Below are 23563 nucleotides of genomic sequence, written 5' to 3'. Positions count from 1 at the left end.
TCACTCCACCCGGTCCGCCGGGCCCACCTCCAGCCAGGTGTAGCGGTCCGCCGGGGTGTTCGTGTTCTTGCCGATGGCTCTGTGCGTCGTCTCCAGGAGCAGGCCCGTGTCGGGGGTGATGACGTAGCGGTCCTTCGTGCGGAGCGTGATGTCCTTGCCCTCGTCCGGGGTCTCGGCCTCGCCCAGCCTCACCCACGACTTCTGCGTGATCTCCACCGCGCCCCCCGCCCGGCCCTTGCTGTCCCTCACGTCACCGACCAGCTTCATGCCAGGGGTGTCCGCCAGGATGCGGAACAGTGCCGCCCGCAGGTCCGGGCCCGCGGGGGAGTCCTCCAGCATGATCGTGACCTGGTCGAAGCGGCTGTTCGGGTTCTTGGGGGAAGAGTGCCGCCAGCGTCTTTTCGTCAGTCGGCAGTTTCTCCAGTTGCGGCCAGGTCAGCCACCTCTTCCCCACCGGCCACTTCTTGACCTTGCCCGCCTCGCCCGCGGGCGGTTCGTGGGCCGTGCCGTCGGCGTCGACGGTCCAGACGCGGCCCTCGCGGTCGAAGTAGCTGGTGTCCGTGCGCCTGCCGTCGTCCTGGTTGTCCGTCTCGACGCGCACCTTCCAGTACGCGGGGGTCGTCGCCGGAGCGTCCTGCGCCACCTCCGCCATGCCCTCGAAGAACTGGCTCGCCGAGGCCGTCGCCGCCGGTTCGCCGCCCATGTCGAGCACGGGGTACGCGACGGCGCCCGTGGCGATCGCGGCCACGGCCGCCGCGGCGACGAGCAGCCTGCGGGGGCGGCGAACACGGCGACCTGCCGGCCGGGTGAGGGGCGTCGGCGCAGGCCTCGCGCGCTGCTTCTCCCTTGCCGCGCGTGCCACCGCCGCCCACGCGCCGTCCACCGCCCCGGTGGACGGTGGTGCCACATCGCCCGCCGCCTTCAGCTCCGCGGCGTCGGGGAAGTCCAGCAGATCGTGATCGTCGGTACGGTTCGTCATGCCAGGTCTCCTGTCAGATTGAGGGGAGCATCGGCGCGCATTCGGTGCCGGGCGCGGTGCAGTCGTGAGCGGGCCGTCCCCGCGGGGATGCCGACCACCGCGGCGGCCTCGCCGGGCGTCAGCTGCTCCCAGGCGACGAGCAGCAGCAACTCGCGCTCCTCGGGCGGGAGGCCGGCCAGCAGCTCGCGCAGCCGCGGGGCCACCGCCGCCGCGTCGAGGCGCTCGTCCACCGCCTCCCACGGGTCGTCGCGGAAGGGGACGCCTTCGCTCCGCCCGCCGGGCCGCTGTCGTTCCGTGCGTCGCCAGTGCGCGGACAGTACGTTCCTCGCGACGCCGAACAGCCAGGCCCGCGCGGGTCCCCGGTCCGCGTCGAAACCGCGCCGGGCCGTGAACGCCTGGAGCCAGGCCTCGGTCAGCAGGTCGTCCGCCGCGTGGGGCGCACGGCGGGCGAAGTAGCCGTGCAGCGCCGTCGAGTGGCGGCGTACGAGCGGTTCGAAGGACGCGGGGTCGCGCGCGGCTCGGGCGAGCAGTTCCTCGTCCGAAGCACCGCCCGCGGCCCGGGCGAGCAGTTCCTCGGCCTTGGCCGTGTCATACGTCCCAGGTCCGTCTACGCCGGAACCATCTGTACCGGAACCGTCCGTACTAGAACAGTCCGCACCGGAACCACCCTCACCCGGACCATCCCGTCCGTCCGGAGTCACGGAATCACGGGAATCACGGGCCCTCCTCCCCGACCACCGGTCGGCGGTCTCACCCCCTACTTGGCGTCAGCCCCCCCCACCGCGTTCGCGAGCCCCGTCTTCGCCCCTGCCCCGCACAGCGGAACCACCGTCGTCCGCTCCCCGAGCGCCCCCTCCCGTACGGCCGCCCAGCAGGCCACACCCGTGGACTCGACGTACAGCCCGCGCGAGGCCAGGTCCCGCTGGGCCGTCACGATCTGTTCCTCCGTCACCGTCAGGAAGCCGCCGCCCGACGCGCGTACCGCGTGCAGGATCTGGCGGGCGCGCGGTGGGCGGGGGATCGCGATGCCCTCGGCGAAGGTCGCCGCCATCGGGGTCTCGCCGACCAGGTCGTCGGCGCCGGCCCGCCACGCCTCGGCGAGCGGGGCGACCGCCGCGGACTGGACGGCGTACAGCGCGGGCCGCCGCGCGATGAGCCCGGCCGTGTGCAGCTCGCTGATCGCGAGTGCGGCGCCGAGCAGCAGCGTGCCGTTGCCCACGGGGACGACGAGGGCGTCGGGGAGGCGGCCTCCGAGGTCTTCCCAGAGCTCGTGGACGTACGTCTTGGTGCCGTGGAGGAAGTAGGGGTTGTGGACGTGGGAGGCGTAGAACGTGCCGGGTTCGTCGGCGGCGGCGCGGGCCGCCCGCGCCGTGGACTCCCGGTCGCCGTCGACGACTTGGAGGTGTGCGCCGTGCGCGGTGATCTGCTCCAGCTTCTTCGGTGACGTGGCGGAGGGGACGTACACGGTGCAGTCGAGGCCGGCCCGCGCGCAGTACGCGGCGACGGCCGTGCCCGCGTTGCCGCTGCTGTCGGCGATCACCCGGTCGGGGCCGAGGCGCCGCGCGAGGGCGGCGAGCATGACCGCGCCGCGGTCCTTGAAGGACAACGTCGGCATCAGGAAGTCCAACTTGGCCGAAACCGGCCCCGCCAGTTCCACGAGGGGCGTGCGGCCTTCGCCGAGGGAGAGCGCGGGGGTGGGGAGAGGGAGGCATTCCGCGTACCGCCAGAGGGAGTTCACCCGTCCCGCGAGCGCCTTCAGGGGTGCGGGCGCGGGGGAGAAGTCCAGGTCGAGGGGACCGCGGCAGGCCGGGCACGACCAGGCGAGCGAGCCGGCGGGGACGCGTGTTCCGTCGGCGGGGCAGTAGCAGTCGGGCAGGACGGTGGCCTCTGGGGCGTACGCGGTCGTGTCTGTCATGCGCGCAGGCTATGAGGGGTGGTTGTTGAACGTGGGACGTGAGGAGCCCGCGAGGTGCGTGAGAGGTGGTGATGGTGCGTCATGACGCGTGCGTGGCGGTCGTGTTACGGCCGGTCCTGACCCTTGTGGGATTCCTATGGATCGGCCAATCTTTCGTCCGGACGGAGGCAAGGGCCTACAAGGAATCGGCAAGGTTCGGCAAACCGCATGGACACGTGGCCAATTGTCATGGCCCTGCCCTGACCGGACCCTGCCGCGTGCCTCCTCCGTGAGTGTGGGCACCACAGCACCATTCCCCCACCAGCGCACCACCTATTGAGGAGGACCCCTCAGATGGCAGTGACGCGTCACAACCGCCGAAGACTGGCCGGCATCAGCGCGACAGCGGTCGCGGCCCTCGCCCTCGGCGTCGTCTCCGCCCTTCCGGCGAATGCCCGGCCGGACCGGGCCGAAGGCACGATAGAGAACGCCGGCGCACCCGGCGTGATCAAGAACAGCTACATCGTGAGCCTCGACAAGAACGCTCCGAAGGCCCGCTCCGCCGCGGGCAAGGCCCTCGCCAAGGAGTACGGCGCCAAGATCGAGCGGACCTACGACAAGGCTCTCAACGGTTACGCGGTCGAGCTCTCCGAGGCCGAGGCGAAGAAGTTCGCCGCCGACCCGGCGGTCGACGCGGTCGTCCAGAACCGGACGTTCACTGCCACCGCGACCCAGAACAACCCGCCGTCCTGGGGCCTGGACCGCATCGACCAGAAGAACCTGCCGCTGGACCAGAAGTACACCTACCCGGACTCCGCGGGCGAGGGCGTCACCGCGTACGTCATCGACACCGGCGTCCGCATCAGCCACACCGACTTCGGCGGCCGCGCCTCCTACGGCTATGACGCCATCGACAACGACAACACCGCGCAGGACGGCCACGGCCACGGCACGCACGTCGCCGGTACCGTCGCCGGCACCCTGCACGGCGTCGCCAAGAAGGCCAAGATCGTCGGCGTGCGCGTCCTGAACAACTCGGGCTCGGGCACCACCGCGCAGGTCGTCGCCGGCATCGACTGGGTGACCAAGAACGCGGTCAAGCCCGCCGTGGCCAACATGTCGCTCGGCGGCGGCGCCGACAGCGCGCTCGACACGGCGGTGCGCAACTCCATCGCGTCCGGCATCACGTACGCCGTGGCGGCGGGGAACGAGTCGACGGACGCGTCGACCAAGTCGCCCGCGCGCGTGGCGGAGGCCATCACCGTCGGCGCCACGACCAACACCGACGCGCGGGCGAGCTACTCGAACTACGGCAGCATCCTCGACATCTTCGCCCCGGGCTCCTCGATCACCTCGACGTGGAACTCCGGCGACAGTGCGACGAACACCATCTCCGGTACGTCGATGGCCTCCCCGCACGTGGCGGGCGCGGCCGCGATCTACCTCGGCCAGAACCCGACGTCGACCCCGGCCCAGGTCTCCGCGGGCCTGGTCGCCGCCTCGTCGACCGGCGTCGTCGGCAGCCCCGGCTCGGGCTCGCCGAACCGCCTCCTGAACGTCACCGGCGGCACGACCAACCCGCCGGGCAAGAAGTTCACGAACGACACGGACTACCCGATCCAGGACAACGCCACCGCCGAGTCCCCGGTGACCGTGACCGAGGTCCCGGGCAACGCGCCCGCCGCGCTGAGCGTGCCGGTGACCATCCAGCACACGTACATCGGCGACCTCCAGGTCCAGCTGATCGCCCCGGACGGCACCGCCTACACCCTCAAGGGCTACGGCACCGGCGGCAGCTCGGACAACATCAACACCACGTACACGGTGAACGCCTCCTCGGAGACGGCCAACGGCACGTGGAAGCTGCGGGTCAGCGACAACGCGGCGCAGGACACCGGGAAGATCGACTCCTGGAGCCTGCAGTTCTGACCCCTTGATGCGATCGAGTACGTGACTCAGTGATCCTCGTCCTCGCGGTACGGCTCCGGGTCGGTGACCCAGCCGGCCGCGAGGACGAGGCGTGAGGTGCGGTGGACGGCGAGGAAGCCGAAGGGGCGGTCCACTGTGACCGCCAGCTCGGTCGTCGGATGCGAGGGCAGCCCCATCCAGTCCATCGTGACCGCCGTGACCGCGGCGGCACGGAAGCCCGTCGGGCCGAACGTCGCCGTCGCCGTCTGCCTGGCCGACTCCACGCGCAGGGGCCGGTCGGAGATCCCGGGGAACGAGCCGGGGCGCCGATCGCTCGCCGCCGCCAAGCCGAAGACGCCGGGCGGCACCAGGAGGTCGTGCTCCGCGTCGAGGGTGAACTCCACGGTGCACAGCGCCACGTGCGGCGGCTCGTCGCGGGTGTCGGCGAGGGTCTCGCGCAGGACCGCGCCCGGCCCCGCGGGTCCCGGGGCCAGCTCGTCGCCCGACGTCGTGGGGACGTCGTCCGTGAGCATGCCGAGACCTGTCGTCAGCACGTCGCCGGGGGGCATGTGCGGCTCGCCCAGCAGGAGCTGGACGTCTACGTCCCCGTACCTGTCCCTGTGCGCGTCCCCGCCCCTGTCCCCGTCTCCGGCGGGGGCGCCGCGCAACGTCACCCCGGTGACGCGACCGGCCGGGCCGCGGCCGATCCGTACGGCGTCCAGGCCCGGGGCCGCCCTCTGGAGTCCCGCGATCCGGCGTCCCCGCCACGGGCCCGCGGTGGGCGTCAGCGGCTGCGGTTCGAACGGCGTCACCCAGTCCGCGCGCAGCGCGAGCGCGCTCGCCAGGACCAGTTCGGTGTCCGGCGCGAGCTCGGCCGGTACCCGTTCGATCAGCCCGCCCGTCCGCCGTGCCGCCCACGCGTCGAGCGCCGCCGCGTCCACCCCCGGATCCCCGGTCAGCACCCCCAACGCGTCCACCGGCACCCCGTCGCGCCACGCGTCCCGCAGGATCAGGGTGCGCCTGGTCCACAGGCCGAGCGCCGCGTCCATGCCGCGTACGCGGTCCATCGCGGCCAGCAACTCCCGCGCGGCCGACGCCGCTTCGTCCGCCGGCAATCCCACCGCCGCCGAGAGTTCCGCGCGGGCCGTGCCGGACGCGCCGTCGGCGAGGAACGCGAGCAGGGGCCAGACGCCCGGCGCCGAGAAGACCGTGCCGCGGTCGGCGGACGCCGCGGCGGCCCACCGGGAGGTCAGGCCGTTGACCGCCCGTACGGTTCCCCGCAGGCCTGCCCGAGTTGTTGAGCTTTGCCGCCGCATTACCTTTTATCCCCCGCCCCGATTACGATGCGCCAAGCTTTCCGTACGACTTACCCTGCGCCCCTGGCGCCACCTCAGCACCGCCCGCACCAGAATCCAGGAGCACGCAACCCGTGGACATACCGCCGCCCCCCGGCCCGAACGCCCCTCCTGGAGGCGGACAGGGCCACCCCGGCCAGCCGGGTCAGCCGAGCGCTCCCTGGCCGCCGGCACCGCACGGGCAGCAGCTCCCGTACCAGGCCTGGCCAGGCCCGTACTCCCCCTACTCCCGGCCGCCGGTGAACGGCTTCGCGATCGCGTCGCTCGTGTTCGGCATCCTCTGCTTCGTGCCCGCCGTCGGCCTCGTCCTCGGCCTCGTCGCGCTCGCGCAGATCAAGAAGAAGGGTGAGCGCGGCAGGGGTCTCGCGATCGCCGGCAGCATTCTCTCCGTCCTGGGCGTCCTGCTGCTCGTCCTCTCCGTGGCCACGGGCGCCGCCCGCGACTTCGCCGACGGGTTCAGGGAGGCGGCCCGCGAGTCCCGGCAGAGCGGCGGCGCCTTCCCGGTCGACAAAGGCGGCTGTTTCGACGCGCCCGACGGGAAGATCGACTCCATGAAGTACGCCGCCGAGGTGGACGAGGTCCCGTGCTCCGGGGAGCACGACGGCGAGGTCTTCGCGTCGTTCCGCGTGAACCACACGGAGTACCCCGGGGAGGACGCCATGGTCGACCTCGCGGAGTCCAAATGCGCCGACCTGCAGTGGGCGTACGTCATGGACACCTGGGCGGACTTCGGCGACGCCGAGATCTACTACTTCATGCCCGACCGGACCACCTGGCGCCACGGCGACCGCCACGGCACGTGCATCTTCGGTGCCACCGACCCGGAGGAGCCGCTCGAAGGCTCCCTGCGCAGCGACGCGACGACGCTCGACGCGGACCAGCTCGCCTATGTGAAGGCGGACCGCGCCTTCAGCAAGGAGTACTTCGCGGCGCCCGCGCAGGAGCGGTTCGAGGACGACCTCCAGGGCCACAAGAAGTGGGCCGCCCGCGTCGACAAGGGCCTCGCCGAACAGGCGCGGCAGCTGCGCGCGCATCACTGGCCCACGGGCACACGGAAGCACGTCGACAAGCTTCTCACCGAGATCGAGAAGGGCCGCAAGGAGTGGGCGAAGGCGGCCGAGGCCTCCGATGCCGACACCTACAACACGTACTACGTGGCGGGTCTGCAGGCACTGGACGGCAAGGGGGCCGTCGGGGCCCGCAAGTCCCTGGACCTGGGATTGACTTCGCCGCGCGACGCGACTCCCGGGGACGGTCCGGAGACGGGCCTCGACGAGCACCACGGGGACAGCGAAGAGGTGTGACGCGGCGGCCGCTCCCGGCTCGGGGGCGCCCGCGGGTGACCGTTCGGGCAAGCGCCTGAACGGTCGCCCTAAGGAGCTTTTGTCTGCTTCTGTGATAGTTCTTCGGTGTGACGTCCGTCGTGCCGCCGCCCGGCGTGACCCGGGTCCTGCTCCTGGCGACCGGGCTGCTGAACGCGGCGCTCGCCGTCCTCGTCGCCGCCCCGCTGCCGCGCATCCCGCTCCTGGTGCTCGTCGCCGCCGCGATCACCTCCTGGGGGCTCCTCCTGCTGCCGCCGGGACTGCTCGGCCTCGCGGGCGCCGCGTTCGCGGGACGACGTCATCCCTGGTGCGCGGGGCTCGCCGCGCTCGCCTCCTTCGCGGCCCTCGTCTACGGAGTGATGCCCTACGCCGCCGCGTACGACACCGCGCGGCACCAGGGACAAGACCTCGTCCCCGCGCGGTACTTCGACGGCGTCAACTACGCCAAGGTGCCCGACCGTGCGCGCACGCTCACCTACGCGCGCGTGGGCCGCGATCGCCGGGCGCACCCAGAGGGGCAGAAGCTGAGGCTCGACCTGTGGGCGCTGCCCAAGCGGGCCGCGGTGCGGCGGCCCGCCGTCGTATGGGTGCACGGCGGCGGCTGGAACAAGGGCCACCGCAGCCAGACCCCCGAATGGAACCGCTGGTTCAACGCGCGCGGGTGGTCGGTCTTCGACATCGACTACCGCCTCGCGCCCGGTGCCACCCAGCTCGACCAGATCGGCGACGTGAAGTGTGCCGTCGGCTGGGTGCGGCGGCACGCGCGCGTGTACGGCATCGACCCCGACCGCCTGCTCCTCGCGGGCAGTTCGGCCGGCGGCAACCTCGCGCTCTCCGCCGCCTACACGGAGGGGGACGGCAGGGTTCCGGCGTCCTGCAAGGTGCGCAGCAGTTCGGTCTCCGGGGTCCTCTCCCTCTACGGGCCCACCGACATGCGGCGCCTGATCGCGGGCACCGCGCTGCGCCGCGACCCCATGATCCCGCTCCTGATGGGCGGTTCGGCCGCCACCGCCCCCGCCCGCTACCGCCTCGGCTCGCCCGCGCGGCTCGTCCGGGGCGACGTGCCGCCCACGCTGCTCCTGCACGGCAGCGCCGACCGCGCGGTGCCGGTCGCGCAGGCGCGCGAGCTGGCCCGGCGCCTGAAGGAGGTCGGCGCCCCGGCGACGTACGTCGAACTGCCGTGGGCCGACCATTGTTTCGACGTGAACTGGGGAGGCTGGGGCAGTCAGATCGCGCGGGCGGCGACCGAACGTTTCCTCAAGATCCTCGACCGCTCGCTATATCCGGGGAAAGTCCCTGCGTAAAGACCTGCGCCAGCAGAAATCATCACTTCGGGTGATTCCTTGGCCTTGGGTTGCACGCAACAACCCACGGTTGCCAGGCTGTTGCTGTCTGTCAACCTGATGGGAGTGGCCAGTGACTTTCGGTGAACAGCCGGCGTATCTGCGGGTCGCGGGTGATCTCCGCAAGAAGATCGCCGACGGTTCGCTGCCGCCGCACACCCGCCTCCCCTCGCAAGCCAGAATCCGCGAGGAGTACGGGGTGTCGGACACGGTCGCCCTGGAGGCGCGCAAGGTCCTGATGGCCGAGGGCCTGGTCGAGGGGCGCTCCGGATCGGGCACCTATGTGCGTGAGCGCCCCGTCCCGCGCAAGATCGCCCGCACCGGGTACCGCGCGGTGAACGGCGGCTCGACCCCCTTCCGTCAGGAGCAGGCCGCCGACGGCGTGCGCGGCACCTGGGAGTCCCGCAGCGAGCAGATCGAGGCGAACGCCGCGGTCGCCGAGCGCCTCGGCATCCGTGTGGGGGACCGCGTGATGTGCACCAAGTACGTCTTCCGGGACGCCGGAGAGGCCATGATGCTCTCCACCTCCTGGGAGCCCCTCGCCGTCACCGGGCGCACCCCCGTGATGCTTCCCGAGGAAGGGCCGCTGGGCGGCTGCGGAGTGGTCGACCGGATGGCGGCCATCGACGTGATCGTGGACAACGTGGCGGAGGAGGTGGGCGCGCGCCCCGGCCTCGCGGAGGAGCTCACGGCGCTCGGCGGCGTCCCCGGCCACGTCGTCATCGTCGTCCACCGGACGTACTACGCGTCGGGCCGCCCCGTGGAGGCGGCCGACATCGTGGTCCCCGCCGACCGGTACCGGATCGCGTACCACTTGCCCGTGCGGTAGCCCACCGCCCCGCGCCCGCCCGCCGCCAACCCGCGCGCACGCCCCACCGGCGCGCCCTCGCGCGCCGCCGCCCATGCCGACCCGCCCCCCGTTGCCTTGTGCGCGGGGGGCGGGTTTCGGCTGTCCTCACGCGGCCCCGGCGCCCCTCCCGTTGCGCGCGTAGCCGGAGCCATGGCCGATAGCGGTCCTCATGCGTATCTCTTTGTGCAAACTCGTATCCGCTGCGTAAAGGTCGGGCGTAGGCTCGGGCATATGCGGATTGCGGTTTCCTTACAGATCGAGGCGTGGGGCGCGCCGGGGGTGGCGAACGGAGGGGCGCGATGAATGACGGGACAGTTCTGCTGCCCTGGTTCGTGATACGCCAGGACGACAACGGCAACCGCTATCGCGTGGGCAGGTACGCGACGAAGGCCGAGGCCCAGAAGATCGCCGACAGCCTCCACGACCGCGGGCACAAGCAGCTCTACTCGATCGAGAGGCTGAGCCAGAACGGCAGCGGACGTTAGGGCCTCCGTAGGCTCTGACGCATGAACGAACGCATCGTGGTGGGCGCCGCCCTGTACGACGACGGACGCCTGCTCGCCGCACGGCGCAGCGCGCCCCCGGAACTCGCCGGCGGCTGGGAGCTGCCCGGCGGCAAGGTCGAACCCGGGGAGCGGGACGAGGACGCGCTGGTGCGTGAGCTCCGCGAGGAACTGGGTGTCCGGGCCGAGCCTGTCGGCCGGGTCCCGGGTGAGTGGCCGCTGCCGGGCGGGTACGTCCTGCGGGTGTGGACGGCCCGTCTCGTGTCGGGCGAGCTCCGGCCCCTGGAGGATCACGACGAGTTGCGCTGGCTCGCCCCCGACCAGGTGTGGTCCGTCGACTGGCTGGCCGCCGACGTGCCCGCCGTCGAAGCGGCGCTCGCCCTGCCGCACGCCGCGCACTGACCCCGCGTACGCCGTTCGTGCCACAGTGCGCTCCAGTACGCGGTAAAGCAGCCGGGATATCGGGTATGTGCCCATTAACCCCATGAAACCGGACAGGTCCCGGGCAGGTTCAGCTACTGGTCTGGAAGTGATCGGCGTGATCGACACCGAAGGCGACCGCGCCGAGTGGGACTTCCCCGCGGACCCCGGCGCCGTCCGCACCGCCCGTACGGTCGTCCGCAAACAGCTCGCCGACTGGGGCCTCACGTCCGTCGCCGACGTCACCGTGTTGCTCGTGAGCGAGTTGGTGACCAACTCATTGCGGCACGCCTCCGGGCCCATCGGCGTACGTCTCGTACGCCCCGTGGACCCCAACGGCACCCTCCTCGTAGAGGTGTCCGATCCGCTCCCCGATCCGCCCCTGGAGCGCACCGCCGCCCTCGACGACGAGGGCGGCCGTGGCCTCCAGCTGGTGTCCCGTTCCTCCCGACGCTGGGGCACACGTCCGGGTCGAACGGGCAGTACGGGGAAGACGGTGTGGTTCGAGCTGGCGCTGCCGGGTTAGAAGACTGGCAGTGTGCGAGAGGCGTCCTGCACAAGGGCGGCACGGGCCAAAAAGCGTCGAGTCCGTGCTGTGATCGTGAACGCCGTGTGGCGCGGCACCGTAGTGCTGGATACTGCGGTCAGCCGTATGCGGTGACCGGTGCCGGACGCGGTGAGCTGGAGGGGACGGTTCGCGTGAGCGAGATACCAGCGAAGGCGACGGAGAGCAACGGTCCGTCGGGCGACGCGACGGCCGAGGACGCGACGGTCGGCGACGAGCCGAACGCCGCTGCGCCGAACGCTGATGTGCCGGTCGTCGACGGGCCGGCCCATGACGTGCCGGCCGACGAGATGTGGCAGAGCAACCCACCCGGTTCGATCTACGACTACATCAAGGTCGCCTCGTTCTCCATCGGCGCCGACGGCTTGGTCGACCAGTGGAGCGTGCGCGCCGAGCGGCTGTTCGGCGTGGCCGCGCGGGACGCCGTCGGCAAGGACCCCATCGAGGCCTTCGTGCCGCCCGAGCTGCGTGCGGGCGGCCACCGCAAGATGGCGGAGATCCTCGACGGGCGCGAGTGGACGGGCGTGGTGCCCTTCAGGCTGCCCGAGGACGTCCTGGCGCCCGGTGGGCCCGGTGCGGGCGGTGAGCGGGGCGCAGGCGGCCTGGAAGGCGTCGCCGAGGTCTACGTGATGCCGACCGTGACCGAGGAGGGCGAGCGGGCCGCGGTCTGCATCGTCGTCGACGTCCGGGTGCTCCGGCAGATCGAGACGGACCTCGCCGCATCTCAAGCCATTTTCGGCCAATCTCCCTTCGGGTTCCTGCTGTTCGGCACGGACTTGAAGGTGCAGCGCGCCAACCGCCGGTTCGCCGCCGTCTTCGGAGGCGGCGTCGAGGACCAGCGGGGCCGGACCGTCCACGACTATCTGCCGCGCCACGAGGCCGACCGCATGGCCGCCGCCCTGAAGCGGGTCCTCGAAACCGGCGACTCCGTGACGGACATGCAGATAGTGGGACCCGCACCCGGCAGCAGCGATCGACGGCACTGGTCGATCAACCTCTACCGCGTGCACAGCGGTTCGGGCCGCCCCATCGGCGTCGCGGGCCTCGGCACGGACGTCACCCGGCGGCACGCCGCCGCGCGGGAGGCCGCCCACGCCCGGCGCAACCTCGCCCTCCTGAACGAGGCGGGGGCCCGCATCGGCAACTCCCTGGACCTGGAGACCACCGCACGGGAGCTGCTCGACGTCGCCGTCCCCGGCTTCTGTGACCTCGCCTCCGTAGACCTCTACCAAGGCCTTCTCGACGGCGACGAGACACCGCCGGGCCTCGCCGACGGCAGCGCGGACCTGCGCCGCGTGGCCTTCGCGAGCGCCGTCGCCGACGCCCCGTTCCCGGACGGCAGCGCCCCCATAGACGTGGGCGCCGTCCACCGGTTCGCCTTCACGTCACCCTGCGCCGACGCACTGCGCGCGGCCAGGCCCCGCCTGGTCACGGGGGCCGACGACGAGTCGGCGAGCCGCCTCACCAAGGGCCTCGTCCAGTCGACGCTCGCCGTGCCGATGGTCGCCCACGACACGGTCGTCGGCCTCGCCCAGTTCTCCCGCACGAAGGGCAGCGAACCCTTCGGAGAGCGCGACAGGGCGCTGGCCGTCGAACTGGCCGCGCGGGCCGCCGTCTGCATCGACAACGCCCGCCTCTACCGCCGCGAGCACGAGCGCGCGTTGATACTGCAACGCTCCCTGCTGCCGCCCGGTGACCCCGAGGCGTCCGGACTCGACATCGCCTGCCGCTACCTCCCCGGCAACGCCGCGACAGAGGTCGGCGGCGACTGGTTCGACGTCATCGAACTGCCCGGCCACCGCACCGCCCTGGTCGTCGGCGACGTCATGGGCCGCGGCCTGCGCGCCGCCGTCGCCATGGGGGAGCTGCGCACCGCCGTCCGCACGCTGGCCCTGCTCGACCTGGAACCCGCCGAGGTGCTCTCCGCCCTCGACGAGATCGCCCGGGGACTCGGCAACCCCGCGGGGCCCCAGCAGGCCACCCGCGGGGTGCGCAAGGCGGCGGACGCCGACCTGAGCGAGGTCTACCTCGCCACCTGTGTGTACGCGGTCTACGACGCCGTCACGCGCCGCTGCACGTTCGCCAACGCGGGCCACCTCCCGCCCGTCCTCGTCGAGCCTGGCGAGTCCGCGCTCATGCTCGACGTGCCGCCGGGCATGCCCCTCGGCGTCGGCGGCGAGCCCTTCGAGGACGTCGAGGTCGAACTCCCCGAGGGCGCCCTGCTGGCGCTCTACACCGACGGCCTCGTCGAATCCCGCGACCACCCGCTGGACGAGGGTCTGAACGCGTTCGTACGCGCCCTGAACGACGCGCCGACGACCCTGGAGGACGCCTGCGACCACGTCCTGAACACCCTGGACACCCACCACGGAGAGGACGACATCGCCCTCCTGATGGCCCGCGTCGAAGGCCTGCCCACCGAACACGTCGGCGACTGGACGCTGCCGCGCGACCTCAAGTCGGTCGGCCGCGCCCGTGAACTCGCCTGCGACCAGTTGCGGGCCTGGGATCTGGAGCGGCTCTGCGACACGGCGGAACTGCTGGTCAGCGAGCTCGTCACCAACGCACTGCGGTACGGCGAAGGCGACATCAGGCTGCGCCTTCTGCTCGACCGGACGCTGGTGTGCGAGGTGTGGGACGCGAGCTTCGTGCAGCCGCGCCGCCGCCGCGCGCGGGACACCGACGAGGGCGGACGCGGACTCCAGCTGGTCGGGCTGCTCAGCGCGGCGTGGGGCTCGCGCAGGACACCGCGCGGGAAGACCGTGTGGTTCGAGATGGCGCTGCCGGACGGCGACACGGAGCCGATGGACGCGGCGGAGGCGTTGCTCAGCCTGTTCTGACGCGGTCCTGCCCCTTCGGCTTCGGGCAGGCTCACGTGGTCTTCGGGCAGGCTCACGTGGTCGCCTTGAGGGCGGCGAGGCGGGCGGTGATCTCCGCCTCGTCCCCCAGGGCGTCCAGCTCCTCGAACTGCGCGTCGAGCGAGGACGCGGCCAGCTCCTGCTTGCCGAGGGCCCGTGCCTCCTCCCGCCGCACCTTCTCCTCGAAGCGGCTCAACTCGCTGGTCGGGTCAAGGACGTCGATGTTCTGGGCCGCGTCCATCATCTGGTTCTGCGCCTGCGCCGTCTTCGCGCGGGCCACCAACTGATCACGCCGCGATTCGAGTTCGGTCAGCTTCGACTTCATCCGGTCGAGCCCGGACTTCAGTTTCTCCACGACCTCGGTCTGCGAGGCGATCGTCGGTTCGGCACCCTTCGCCTCCTTCTCGGACTGCAGCTGCCGCCCGAGCGCGACCTTGGCGAGCCGGTCGAACTTGTCGGCCTCCTCGGCGCCGCCGGCCGCGCGCAGCTCGTCCGCCTTCCTGCTCGCCGCGAGCGCCTTGCCACCCCATTCGGCTGCCGCGTCCTGGTCCTCCTTGAGGTCCTGCTCCAGCATCCGCAGATTGCCGATGGTGGTCGCGACCGCCTCCTCCGCCTCCCTGATGTTGTTCGAGTAGTCGCGGATCAGCTGGTCGAGCATCTTCTGCGGGTCCTCGGCCTGGTCGAGCAGCGCGTTGAGGTTCGCCTTGGCGAGCTGGGTGACGCGGCCGAGGATGGTCTGCTTCGGCATGGCTTGTGCTCCTTGCGTGAGGGTGCTTGCTTGGCAGGGCGCGTCGGTGCGCGCTGGGCGCGGTGGGCGCTTCTGGCGTGCGCAGGGTGTGCCGTGCGGGGAGTGGTCAGAACCTGCCGCCTCCGCCTCTGCGCCCCCGCGTACCGCCGCCGCCGAAGCTGCCGGGACTGCCGCCTCCGAGGCTGCCGCCGCCGTAACCGCCCCCTCCGAAACCGCCCCCTCCGTAGGGACCGCCTCGGCGACCGCCTCCTCCGAAGAGCTCGCCCAGGATGATGCCGCCGAGGACGGCGCCGCCCATTCCGCCGCCTCGGCCGCCGCCCCCGCCCATGCCTCCGTAGGGATTGCCGTACCCCCGTACGTCACGTTCGGCGAGCTGCTGCGCCTCACGGGCCAGCGCGTCCGCCCGCTGCGCCGCGCCGAGGGCCGCGGTGGCGTCGTCGTCCGCCTCCGCCTCTGCCTCCGCCTGCGCGAGATGGCGGCGGGCCTCGGCCAGACGGGTCCGCGCCTCGCTGCCGACGGCGCCGCGGTGGGTGGTGACGAAGTCGGTGGCCGCGCCGACGGCGCTGCGCGCGGTGAGCAGCGCCTGGGAGAGCAGGGACCGGGCGCGCCGGTCGGAGACCTCGCGCTCGCGGGCGCCCGCGAGCGCCTCGTCGAGCGCGGTGTCGGCCTCCTCGACCCTGCGCAGGGCGTCCAGCGGATCGTAGGGGCCCGCGGCCGTCCTGCCGCGCACCTCGGCGACGACCGACTCCGCGCGGGCCACACGGCCCCTCAGATCGGCCGTGGAGACGCCCGTGGAGGTGCCTTCGAGGAGCCCGCGCGCGTCGGCGAGGTCCGCCTCGGCATCGGTGAGCGCTCCCGGCAGCTTCTCGGCGGCCAGCGCGAGCTCGTCCGCCAGGCGGTCCACCGCGTCCACGAACGTGCCGGCCTGGTCGACGGCGCCCTCGGCGGCGCGCAGGTGGACGGCGGCCTTGCCGTTCTCGCCCGCGTCGACGCTCTGCCGCGCCTGGTTGAGGTGGGTGGTGGCGAACACGAGCCGGTCCTTGGCCTGCTCGACATGGCCGAGCACCGCGGCGGAGGCCGTGGGCGCGTACTTCTCGCGGAGACCGGAGAGGGTGGTCTCCGCGGCCCCCGTACGTGCTGCGACCTGCCGGAACACCGTCTCCGCGTGCTCCAGGGCGGCAGGGGCGCTCTTCTCTAGGGCGCGCAGCTCGTCGAACCCGGCGGTCTCGGCGTCGAGGCGGCGGCCCGCCTCCGTGCAGCGCGCCACGATCTCCTCCAGCATGCGGCGCCGGGTGGGATCGTCCTCCGGGAAGGCGTCGTCGAGCTCCTGGCGGAGCCGGAACGCCGCCGTCAGCTCCGTCTGCGCGTACGCGAGCGCGTCGGCGAAGGGCCGGGCCGCGTCCTCGCCGAACTGCGCCGTGGCGAAGCCGAGCTCCTCGGTGCTGGTGCGGACCGCGTCATCGGTCTCCACGAGCAGCAGCCGGGCCTTCTTGTCGAGCTCGGGGAGCGGAGTGGCCTGCTTGCCCGCCCCCTGCCCCCACCCGCCTCCGGGGGTCGTGCGGGTGGTCGCGCGCTTCCTGCGCCGCTTGTACGCGATGGTGGCGGCGACCCCGGCCGCGCACGCCGCCGCCACGGGGAGAACCAGGTCGCCGGTCGCGGAGTCGTCGGCTCCGGAGGTGCCGGCCCCCGGGTCGGCCGTGCCCGGCGTGACCGACGGGGTGGGCACGGGGCGGCCGGCGAGCACCGCGCGGTAGCCGTCCGCCGCGCCGATCGCGGCTCCGGCCCAGTCGTTCTCGCGCAGGGCGGGCCTGATCGCCGTGGTCGCCACGTCCTGGAGCTGAGCGTCGGTGAGCCGCGAACCCTCGTCCACGGAGTAGGCGAACTGACGGTCGTGGGTGGCGACGGCGAGGAGCACGTCGTCGAGCCCGAGGCCGTTGCGGTCGGCCGTGGCGTCCGCCCAGCTCTGTGCGGAGCGGCCGGAGAAGTCGCGTACATAGACGACGAAGAGCTGCACGCGCCGGTCGTCGTACAGCCGGTCGAGTGCCTGCTCGGCGGCGTCCGCGCGGTCGCCGAGCGCGTCCACCTTGTCGGTGATCTGGCCGGAGCGGGAGAGCGTGACCGGGTCGTCGGCGGCCGCGGGGGAGCCGCTCAACAGCGGAAACCAGGCGAGCAGCACGGCCACGGCGGCCGCGGCTGCCCGCAGGGCTGTCGACGGGGACGACGTCACATTTGGGAGCGTATGGCCGCATACGGGGGTCCGCGACCTGGGGCGGGCGGCCTCGGGGCGGCCTCGGAGCGTGCTCGGGGTGTGGTCGGGGTGTCCTCGGGTGCGCCGGGAACTGCTCCTCGTTCCGACCCGTTGTCGCTCTGTCGTGACTTCGCGGGCGTGGGGGCTTCGCGGGCTGGGTGGGGCGGGGGTTGAGGGTGGGGGCACCGGACGGGCCGGTCCTGAGGGACACGGCCGCGAGGCTGCGGGCGATCAGCGACGAGCTCTCCGACCGCTTCTTCGAGCGCGCCGACGTGGTGCGGACACTGCTCGTGACGCTGCTGGCCGGGCAGCACTCCCTGGTGCTCGGCCCGCCCGGGACGGCGAAGTCCGAGATGGCCAGGGAACTCACGGGCAGGATCGACGGGGCGTCGTACTGGGAGATCCTCCTGTCGAAGTTCACGGCACCGACGCGGATGTTCGGCCCCATCGACGTCGCCGCGCTGGCTCGCGGTGAGTACCGACAGGTCTACGAAGGCCGCGCAACGACCGCGCACATCGCGTTCGTCGACGAGATATTCAAGTGCTCCACGGCGGCGCTGAACGAGACGCTCGGTTACCTCAACGAACGGATCTACCACCCGGAGAACGGCGGCGAGCCGATCCGCTGCCCCCTGATCGGGGCCATCACGGCGAGCAACGAACTGCCCGTGGGCGAGGATTCGGCCGCGATCTACGACCGGCTCCTCGTACGGATCGAGGTCGGCTACCTGGAAGACCCCTCGAACTTCGCCTCGCTGGTCCGCTCCGCCGTCACCCGCCCGAAGGCACCGCGACGGACCACCGTCGAGCTGGTCGCGTTGCAGGAGGCCGTGACCGAAGGCGTCCCCTCCGTAGCGGTCCCCGACGCGATCGTGGACGCGGTGTGCACGCTGCGGGCCGCCCTGCGCCGCAAGGAGCTCGTCGCCTCCGACCGCCGCTGGCGGCAGGCGGTGGGCCTGCTCCAGGCGTCCGCGTACCTCGACGGACGCCCGGCGGTCGCCGAGACCGACCTGTCGGTGCTCACGCACGTGCTGTGGAACTCCCCGGCCGAGCGGCCGACCGTCGAGCGCGAGGTGCTGCACCTGGTCAACCCCGACGCCAAGGAGGCCCTCGACCTGGCCGACACGATCGAGGAGCTGGAGGCCCAACTCGACGCGATGGCGGGGCAGTCGCGCGAGGCGCTGAGCGACTGGGTCATCAAGAAGGCCCACAACAAGCTCGCCACGGCCGGGCAGCGACTGGAGCAGCTGCGCGAAGAGGCGGCGAACGCCGGACGCTCCACCTCGGCCATCGACCGTGTCACCGGCCGCCAGCGCGCCGTCCGCGCCCGCGTCCTCACCGAGGCGCTCGGCGTGGACGCGAGCGCGGTGCAGGCGCAGGTCTGAGCGGGGGCGGGGCGAGGGGTGATGGGCGGGGCACCGGGTGGGGGCGGTGAGGCGCCGGGCGGGGGCGGTGAGGTGCAGAGTCACGAGGGTCACGCCAGGCCGCGCCACCCGAACACTTCAGTACCTTGGCCTGCACCCGTACCCGTACCCGTACCCGCACCCCTCCCCGTCTCCGACCCTGTCTCCGTCTCCGACCGGCACACCGCAGCCGTCGTCGCGGACCGGTTCGACCGGCTCACCTGGTTCGACACCCACGAGCAGTCGGCCGCCCTGCGCGAGCTGACAGACGAGCTGAGCGCACGCCACGACTGCGCCACCGACCTCCTGGCCGACGTGTTCCTGGCGGCCTACCAGGCCCGACCCCGTCTGCGCGAGCGCACGGAAATGACCCACTCCAGGAGGGTCAACCACCAGGTGATCGCCTCCCTCATGGAGTCACCGGGCTTCGCCGAACTGCACCGCGAGTCGGCCGGTGACCCCTACGCCGCCGCCATGGCGGTACTCGCGCAGGCCACCGCGCTGCGCCGCCTGCTGGACGGCACCGAAGAGGCTCAGGACCGGGGCGAGCTGGCGGACAGGGCGGAGAACGCGGCGGACGAGCCCCACCGGGCGCCGGACGCCGAGAGCGCGGCACAGCGGGCCGCCCAGGACGCCGCGCAGGCCCTGGGAGCGGCCGCCCCCGGCATCCGGTCCGCCACCCGTAGCGCGGGGGCGAGGGCCGCCGTGGCCGTACGGGAGGAGGCCGCCCTGATGCGGGCATGGGGCGTCGGGACCGGCGAGTTGGAGCGGATGCCGTTCGACCGGCGGGCCCGGCTCGCCGAGCGGCTGCGCACCGGCCGCCTCGCCGCGTGGGCGGAGCTGATCGGGCGCTTCCGGCAGATGGCCGACGGGGAGCGTGCCCGCAAGGTGGAGCACACCTCCGGGGAACTGATCGGTGTCACCCTCGGCGACGACCTCGCCCGTGTCGTACCGTCCGAACTGGCCAACCTCGGACTGCCGGCCCTGCGCGCGGTGTTCGCCGCGCGCTACGCAGCCGGACAGTTGATGCTCTATGACAGCGAGGGTGAGCAGCCCACCGGGCGGGGCGCCGTCATCGCGTGCGTCGACACCTCGCACTCCATGTACGCGGAGGGGCCCGGTGGAGTCACCCGGGAGGCGTGGGCCAAGGCGTGCGCCCTTGCACTGCTGGACCAGGCCCGGCACGGAGGACGCGATTTCGTGGGCATCCTGTTCGCCGCCGCCGACAAGCTCCAGGTCTTCCGTTTCCCGGCCGACGAGGCCGCCGACGTCGAACGGGTGCTGGATTTCGCGGAGACCTTCCTGGGCGGAGGCACCAGCTATCAGAGGCCGCTGTCGGCCGCCTTGGAGGTGCTGGCGGAGGAGTTCGACGACACGGCCCGCGCGCGTGGGGACATCGTGATGCTCACCGACGACGAATGCGACGTCACGGAGGAGTGGATGCGCGGCTGGAACGACGCCAAGCACCGGCTGGGCTTCCGCGTCTTCGGCCTGGCCGTCGGCGCGCCGCCCGCCGCGGAGGCCGGTTCGGTGCTGGACGCCCTGTGCGACAACCTCCGCGTCGTGGAGGACTTCACCGACGTCCACGCGGCGGCCGACCTCTTCCGTGTCATCTGACCCGGCTCGGCGCGTGAGGAGCACGTACGGTGCCTGTGGGCATGGCCGGACTCCACGGGGAGACGGCCGCAGCGGGGAGGAGCGCGGTGAGCGGGGTCTGGGCAGGGGTGAGGGAGCGCGTGCTCGCGCTGCGGGACGCGCCGAACCGGCGGGCGGTGTTCGGCGCCTACTTCAAGGAGCACGGCCACCGGTTCGAGCTGCACCCGGTCCTGACCGAGGAGCAGGTCGCCGCGGTGGAGCGACAGCAGGGGGTGCGGTTCCCCGAGGAGTACCGGAGCTTCCTGCTGGAGGTCGGAGCGGGCGGCGCCGGCCCGGACTACGGCCTGTTCACCATCAAACCCCCCGAGCCGGCACAGGCCCCCGAGCCCGCCCCCCACTCCATCCCCACCACGCCGCCCGCCCCCGAGACGTTCCGCCCCGAGCGCACGGCGGAATGGGAGGCGCACCAGGCGGCGGAGCCCCAACGGTCGGCCTACGGGGACTCCGACGAGGACCTGGCACGGTTCCGCGACGCCTATGCCGCCTGGGACAAGCGCGACGACGAGCTCCTCGACGCCCTGACCGAAGGCGCGCTCCACGTGAGCGAACAGGGCTGCGCCTACTACACGCTGCTGGCGATGACCGGCCCCGAGCGCGGAACGATGTGGAATGACGTCCGCGCGGTGGGGGAGGGCGTGGTCCCGTACGAGCTCCACGGCAGCACGGCCCGGGTCACCTTCGCCGAGTGGTACGCCCACTGGCTGACCCGAGCGGAACGGCTGGCCCGACAGATGCCCGAGGGCCCGGAGCGCCCCGCCGCCTAGGGCCTGTGTCGGAAGTCCCGCCCGCCTACTCCCCCCGCCGCCGAATCTTGTTCCCCAGCCACACCAACGGGTCGTACTTCCGGTCGACCGCCCGCTCCTTCAGCGGAATCAGCGCGTTGTCCGTGATCTTGATGCCCTCCGGGCACACCTCCGTGCAGCACTTCGTGATGTTGCAGTAGCCCAGGCCGTGTTCGTCCTGGGCGGTTCGTTTGCGGTCGAGGCCGGATTCTTCTGCCGCGTCCAGCGGGTGCATGTCCAGTTCGGCGACGCGCATCAGGAAGCGCGGGCCCGCGAAGGCGCCCTTGTTCTCCTCGTGGTCGCGCACCACGTGGCACGTGTCCTGGCACAGGAAGCACTCGATGCACTTGCGGAACTCCTGCGGACGGTCCACGTCCGACTGCTGCATGCGGTATTCGCCGGGGCCCAGGCCCGCGGGCGGTACGAACGCCGGGACCTCCCGGGCCTTCGTGTAGTTGAAGCCGACGTCCGTCACCAGATCGCGCACCACGGGGAACGCGCGCAGCGGTGTGACGGTGATGACCTCGTGGCGGTCGAAGACCGACATCCGTGTCATGCACATCAGCCGGGGCCGCCCGTTGATCTCCGCCGAGCACGAACCGCACTTGCCCGCCTTGCAGTTCCAGCGCACCGCGAGGTCCGGCGCCTGGGTCGCCTGCAGGCGGTGGATGATGTCGAGGACGACCTCTCCCTCGTTGACCTCGATCTTGAAGTCCTCCAGGTCACCACCGCTCAGGTCCCCGCGCCAGACCTTGAATTGCGCGTCGTACGAACTCATTCGTACAGCTCCTCTTCAGAGAGGTACTTGACCAGCTCCTCCTTTTCGAAGAGGGCGAGCAGGTCCGGGCGGATGGGTTCGGTGGTGACGCGGACGAGGTCGATCTGGCCGCGTACGGGGTCCGTGGCCGCCAGGCCGCCTGACGGATCGGCCAGTTGGCAGAGCAGGTTGACCCGCCGCCACTCGCGGTTCATCGTCGGATGGTCCTCGCGGGTGTGACCGCCGCGGCTCTCCGTGCGCTCCAGGGCGGCCCGCGCGACGCACTCGCTGACCAGGAGCATGTTCCGCAGGTCCAGGGCGAGGTGCCAGCCCGGGTTGAACTGGCGGTGGCCCTCCACGCCCGCGCGCCGCGCACGGACCCGCAGTTCGGCGAGCTTCTCCAGGGCCTGTTCCATCTCCGCCTCCCGGCGGATGATGCCGACCAGGTCGTTCATGGTCTGCTGCAGTTCCTGGTGGAGGGTGTAGGGGTTCTCCGGGGTCACCCCGTCCTCACGGCCCTCGGCGCTGAACGGCCGCAGCGCCTCCGCGGCCGCCGTGTCCACCTGCACCTCGTCCGGCACGGGGCGCGCGGTGAGCCCCGCGGCGTACCTGGCCGCGTGCAGGCCCGCGCGCCGGCCGAAGACCAGCAGGTCGGAGAGGGAGTTACCGCCGAGCCGGTTGGAGCCGTGCATCCCGCCCGCGACCTCGCCCGCGGCGAAGAGCCCCGCGACGCGGCGCGTGGCCGCCGTGTCGGAGTCGACCGCGATGCCGCCCATCACGTAGTGACAGGTCGGCCCGACCTCCATCGCCTCCGCGGTGATGTCGACGTCCGCGAGCTCCTTGAACTGGTGGTACATGGAGGGCAGTCGGCGCTTGATGACGTCGGCGGGCATGCGCGTCGACACATCGAGGAAGACGCCGCCGTGCGGGGAGCCGCGGCCCGCCTTCACCTCGGCGTTGATGGCGCGGGCGACCTCGTCGCGGGGGAGCAGTTCGGGCGGGCGGCGGTTGTGGTCCGGGTCCTCGTACCAGCGGTCGCCCTCCTCCTCCGACTGCGCGTACTTCTCCTTGAAGACGTCGGGCACGTAGTCGAACATGAAGCGCTTGCCCTCGGAGTTGCGCAGCACGCCGCCGTCGCCGCGCACGGACTCGGTGACGAGGATGCCCTTGACCGACGGCGGCCAGACCATGCCCGTCGGGTGGAACTGCACGAACTCCATGTTCAACAGGGGCGCACCGGCGAGCAGTGCGAGCGCGTGCCCGTCGCCCGTGTACTCCCACGAGTTCGACGTCACCTTGAAGGACTTGCCGATGCCGCCGGTCGCGAGGACGACGCCGGGTGCTTCCAGCACGAAGAAGCGGCCCGACTCACGGTCGTAGCAGAAGGCCCCGCTCACGCGGCCGCCCTCGTCGCCGTCGTCCGCCGACTCGTCCTTCAGCACGCGCGTGACCGTGCACTCCTGGAAGACCTTCAGGCGCGCCTCGTAGTCGCCGAACTCCTTGTAGTCCTCCTGCTGCAGCGAGACGATCTTCTGCTGAAGCGTGCGGATCAGTTCCAGGCCGGTGCGGTCGCCGACGTGCGCGAGCCGCGGATACTCGTGTCCGCCGAAGTTGCGCTGCGAGATCCGGCCGTCCGGAGTGCGGTCGAAGAGCGCGCCCCAGGTCTCCAGCTCCCACACGCGGTCCGGCGCCTCGCGGGCGTGCAGCTCGGCCATGCGCCACTGGTTGAGGAACTTGCCGCCGCGCAGGGTGTCGCGGAAGTGGACCTGCCAGTTGTCGCCGGAGTTCACATTGCCCATGGAGGCGGCGATGCCGCCCTCGGCCATCACCGTGTGGGCCTTGCCGAACAGCGACTTGCAGATCACGGCCGTACGGGCGCCCTGTTCGCGCGCCTCGATCGCGGCCCGCAGTCCCGCGCCCCCGGCCCCCACGACGACGACGTCCCACTGCTGTCGTTCCACTTGAGACATCA

General features: G+C 72.1%; 20 protein-coding genes. 11 read left to right on the top strand and 9 right to left on the bottom strand.

Annotated features, from left to right (window positions below):
- Genes DEJ48_RS13925 through DEJ48_RS13910 form a run of 4 tightly spaced genes read right to left on the bottom strand, consistent with a single transcriptional unit; the run spans position 1 to position 2894 of the window.
- Positions 1-267: a hypothetical protein gene (locus DEJ48_RS13925; RefSeq protein ID WP_150216426.1), complete on the bottom strand. Its 267-nt coding sequence runs from the start codon at positions 265-267 to the stop codon at positions 1-3.
- Positions 251-979, bottom strand: a complete 729-nt coding sequence (locus tag DEJ48_RS13920) for a hypothetical protein (protein WP_150216425.1) — start codon at positions 977-979, stop codon at positions 251-253. Before DEJ48_RS13920 ends, DEJ48_RS13925 begins: the two co-directional genes overlap by 17 nt.
- The gene (locus DEJ48_RS13915; protein WP_223832033.1) at positions 976-1680 is read right to left on the bottom strand and encodes an RNA polymerase sigma factor; all 705 of its coding nucleotides are present in this window, start codon (positions 1678-1680) and stop codon (positions 976-978) included. Before DEJ48_RS13915 ends, DEJ48_RS13920 begins: the two co-directional genes overlap by 4 nt.
- 56 nt (positions 1681-1736) lie before the next feature.
- Positions 1737-2894, bottom strand: coding sequence for a threonine synthase (locus DEJ48_RS13910; RefSeq protein WP_150216424.1), 1158 nt, complete (start codon positions 2892-2894; stop codon positions 1737-1739).
- A 333-nt stretch (positions 2895-3227) separates the two neighbouring features.
- Between DEJ48_RS13910 and DEJ48_RS13905 the strand changes: the two genes are divergently transcribed.
- Positions 3228-4802 (top strand): S8 family peptidase, encoded by a 1575-nt coding sequence (locus DEJ48_RS13905; protein WP_150216423.1) that lies wholly within the window; start codon positions 3228-3230, stop codon positions 4800-4802.
- Between the two features lie 26 nt (positions 4803-4828).
- Here DEJ48_RS13905 and DEJ48_RS13900 read toward each other — a convergent pair whose 3' ends face one another.
- Positions 4829-6097 (bottom strand): serpin family protein, encoded by a 1269-nt coding sequence (locus tag DEJ48_RS13900; protein WP_150216422.1) that lies wholly within the window; start codon positions 6095-6097, stop codon positions 4829-4831.
- A 113-nt stretch (positions 6098-6210) separates the two neighbouring features.
- On the opposite strand from DEJ48_RS13900, the gene DEJ48_RS13895 reads away from it, so the two are divergent.
- The 7 genes from DEJ48_RS13895 to DEJ48_RS13865 all read left to right on the top strand — a co-directional run bounded on the left by DEJ48_RS13895 (position 6211) and on the right by DEJ48_RS13865 (position 13979).
- On the top strand, positions 6211-7440 hold the full coding sequence (locus tag DEJ48_RS13895; RefSeq protein ID WP_150216421.1) for a DUF4190 domain-containing protein: 1230 nt from the start codon (positions 6211-6213) through the stop codon (positions 7438-7440).
- A 107-nt stretch (positions 7441-7547) separates the two neighbouring features.
- Positions 7548-8762, top strand: coding sequence for an alpha/beta hydrolase (locus DEJ48_RS13890; RefSeq protein ID WP_150216420.1), 1215 nt, complete (start codon positions 7548-7550; stop codon positions 8760-8762).
- A 112-nt stretch (positions 8763-8874) separates the two neighbouring features.
- A complete protein-coding gene (locus DEJ48_RS13885) occupies positions 8875-9630 on the top strand; it encodes a GntR family transcriptional regulator (RefSeq protein ID WP_150216419.1) in 756 nt (251 codons plus the stop codon).
- A 320-nt stretch (positions 9631-9950) separates the two neighbouring features.
- The gene (locus DEJ48_RS13880; protein WP_150216418.1) at positions 9951-10136 is read left to right on the top strand and encodes an SPOR domain-containing protein; all 186 of its coding nucleotides are present in this window, start codon (positions 9951-9953) and stop codon (positions 10134-10136) included.
- A 21-nt stretch (positions 10137-10157) separates the two neighbouring features.
- Positions 10158-10556, top strand: coding sequence for a (deoxy)nucleoside triphosphate pyrophosphohydrolase (locus tag DEJ48_RS13875; protein WP_150216417.1), 399 nt, complete (start codon positions 10158-10160; stop codon positions 10554-10556).
- Between the two features lie 127 nt (positions 10557-10683).
- The gene (locus DEJ48_RS13870; protein ID WP_150216416.1) at positions 10684-11100 is read left to right on the top strand and encodes an ATP-binding protein; all 417 of its coding nucleotides are present in this window, start codon (positions 10684-10686) and stop codon (positions 11098-11100) included.
- 173 nt (positions 11101-11273) lie between these two features.
- Positions 11274-13979, top strand: coding sequence for a SpoIIE family protein phosphatase (locus tag DEJ48_RS13865; RefSeq protein WP_362821902.1), 2706 nt, complete (start codon positions 11274-11276; stop codon positions 13977-13979).
- A gap of 52 nt (positions 13980-14031) precedes the next feature.
- Here DEJ48_RS13865 and DEJ48_RS13860 read toward each other — a convergent pair whose 3' ends face one another.
- A complete protein-coding gene (locus tag DEJ48_RS13860) occupies positions 14032-14745 on the bottom strand; it encodes a PspA/IM30 family protein (RefSeq protein ID WP_150216414.1) in 714 nt (237 codons plus the stop codon).
- A 106-nt stretch (positions 14746-14851) separates the two neighbouring features.
- On the bottom strand, positions 14852-16972 hold the full coding sequence (locus tag DEJ48_RS13855; protein ID WP_150216413.1) for a TPM domain-containing protein: 2121 nt from the start codon (positions 16970-16972) through the stop codon (positions 14852-14854).
- Between the two features lie 197 nt (positions 16973-17169).
- On the opposite strand from DEJ48_RS13855, the gene DEJ48_RS13850 reads away from it, so the two are divergent.
- From DEJ48_RS13850 to DEJ48_RS13840, 3 genes are all read left to right on the top strand, one after another.
- Positions 17170-18378 (top strand): AAA family ATPase, encoded by a 1209-nt coding sequence (locus DEJ48_RS13850; protein ID WP_190537384.1) that lies wholly within the window; start codon positions 17170-17172, stop codon positions 18376-18378.
- Between the two features lie 72 nt (positions 18379-18450).
- A complete protein-coding gene (locus DEJ48_RS13845) occupies positions 18451-20013 on the top strand; it encodes a VWA domain-containing protein (RefSeq protein ID WP_223832032.1) in 1563 nt (520 codons plus the stop codon).
- 41 nt (positions 20014-20054) lie between these two features.
- Complete coding sequence (locus tag DEJ48_RS13840) at positions 20055-20816, top strand: SMI1/KNR4 family protein (RefSeq protein ID WP_150216410.1); 762 nt, start codon at positions 20055-20057, stop codon at positions 20814-20816.
- Positions 20817-20841: 25 nt separating this feature from the next.
- Here DEJ48_RS13840 and DEJ48_RS13835 read toward each other — a convergent pair whose 3' ends face one another.
- Both DEJ48_RS13835 and DEJ48_RS13830 read right to left on the bottom strand, forming a co-directional pair.
- Positions 20842-21612: a succinate dehydrogenase/fumarate reductase iron-sulfur subunit gene (locus DEJ48_RS13835; protein ID WP_150216409.1), complete on the bottom strand. Its 771-nt coding sequence runs from the start codon at positions 21610-21612 to the stop codon at positions 20842-20844.
- Positions 21609-23561 carry a fumarate reductase/succinate dehydrogenase flavoprotein subunit gene (locus DEJ48_RS13830; RefSeq protein WP_150216408.1) on the bottom strand — a complete coding sequence of 651 codons (1953 nt, stop codon included), beginning with the start codon at positions 23559-23561 and terminating at the stop codon, positions 21609-21611. The genes DEJ48_RS13835 and DEJ48_RS13830 overlap by 4 nt, the downstream gene beginning before the upstream one ends.
- Positions 23562-23563: the final 2 nt, after the last annotated feature.

This window comes from Streptomyces venezuelae (assembly GCF_008642315.1).
Taxonomy (GTDB): domain Bacteria; phylum Actinomycetota; class Actinomycetes; order Streptomycetales; family Streptomycetaceae; genus Streptomyces; species Streptomyces venezuelae_D.
This window is presented reverse-complemented; position numbering and strand designations above follow the sequence as displayed.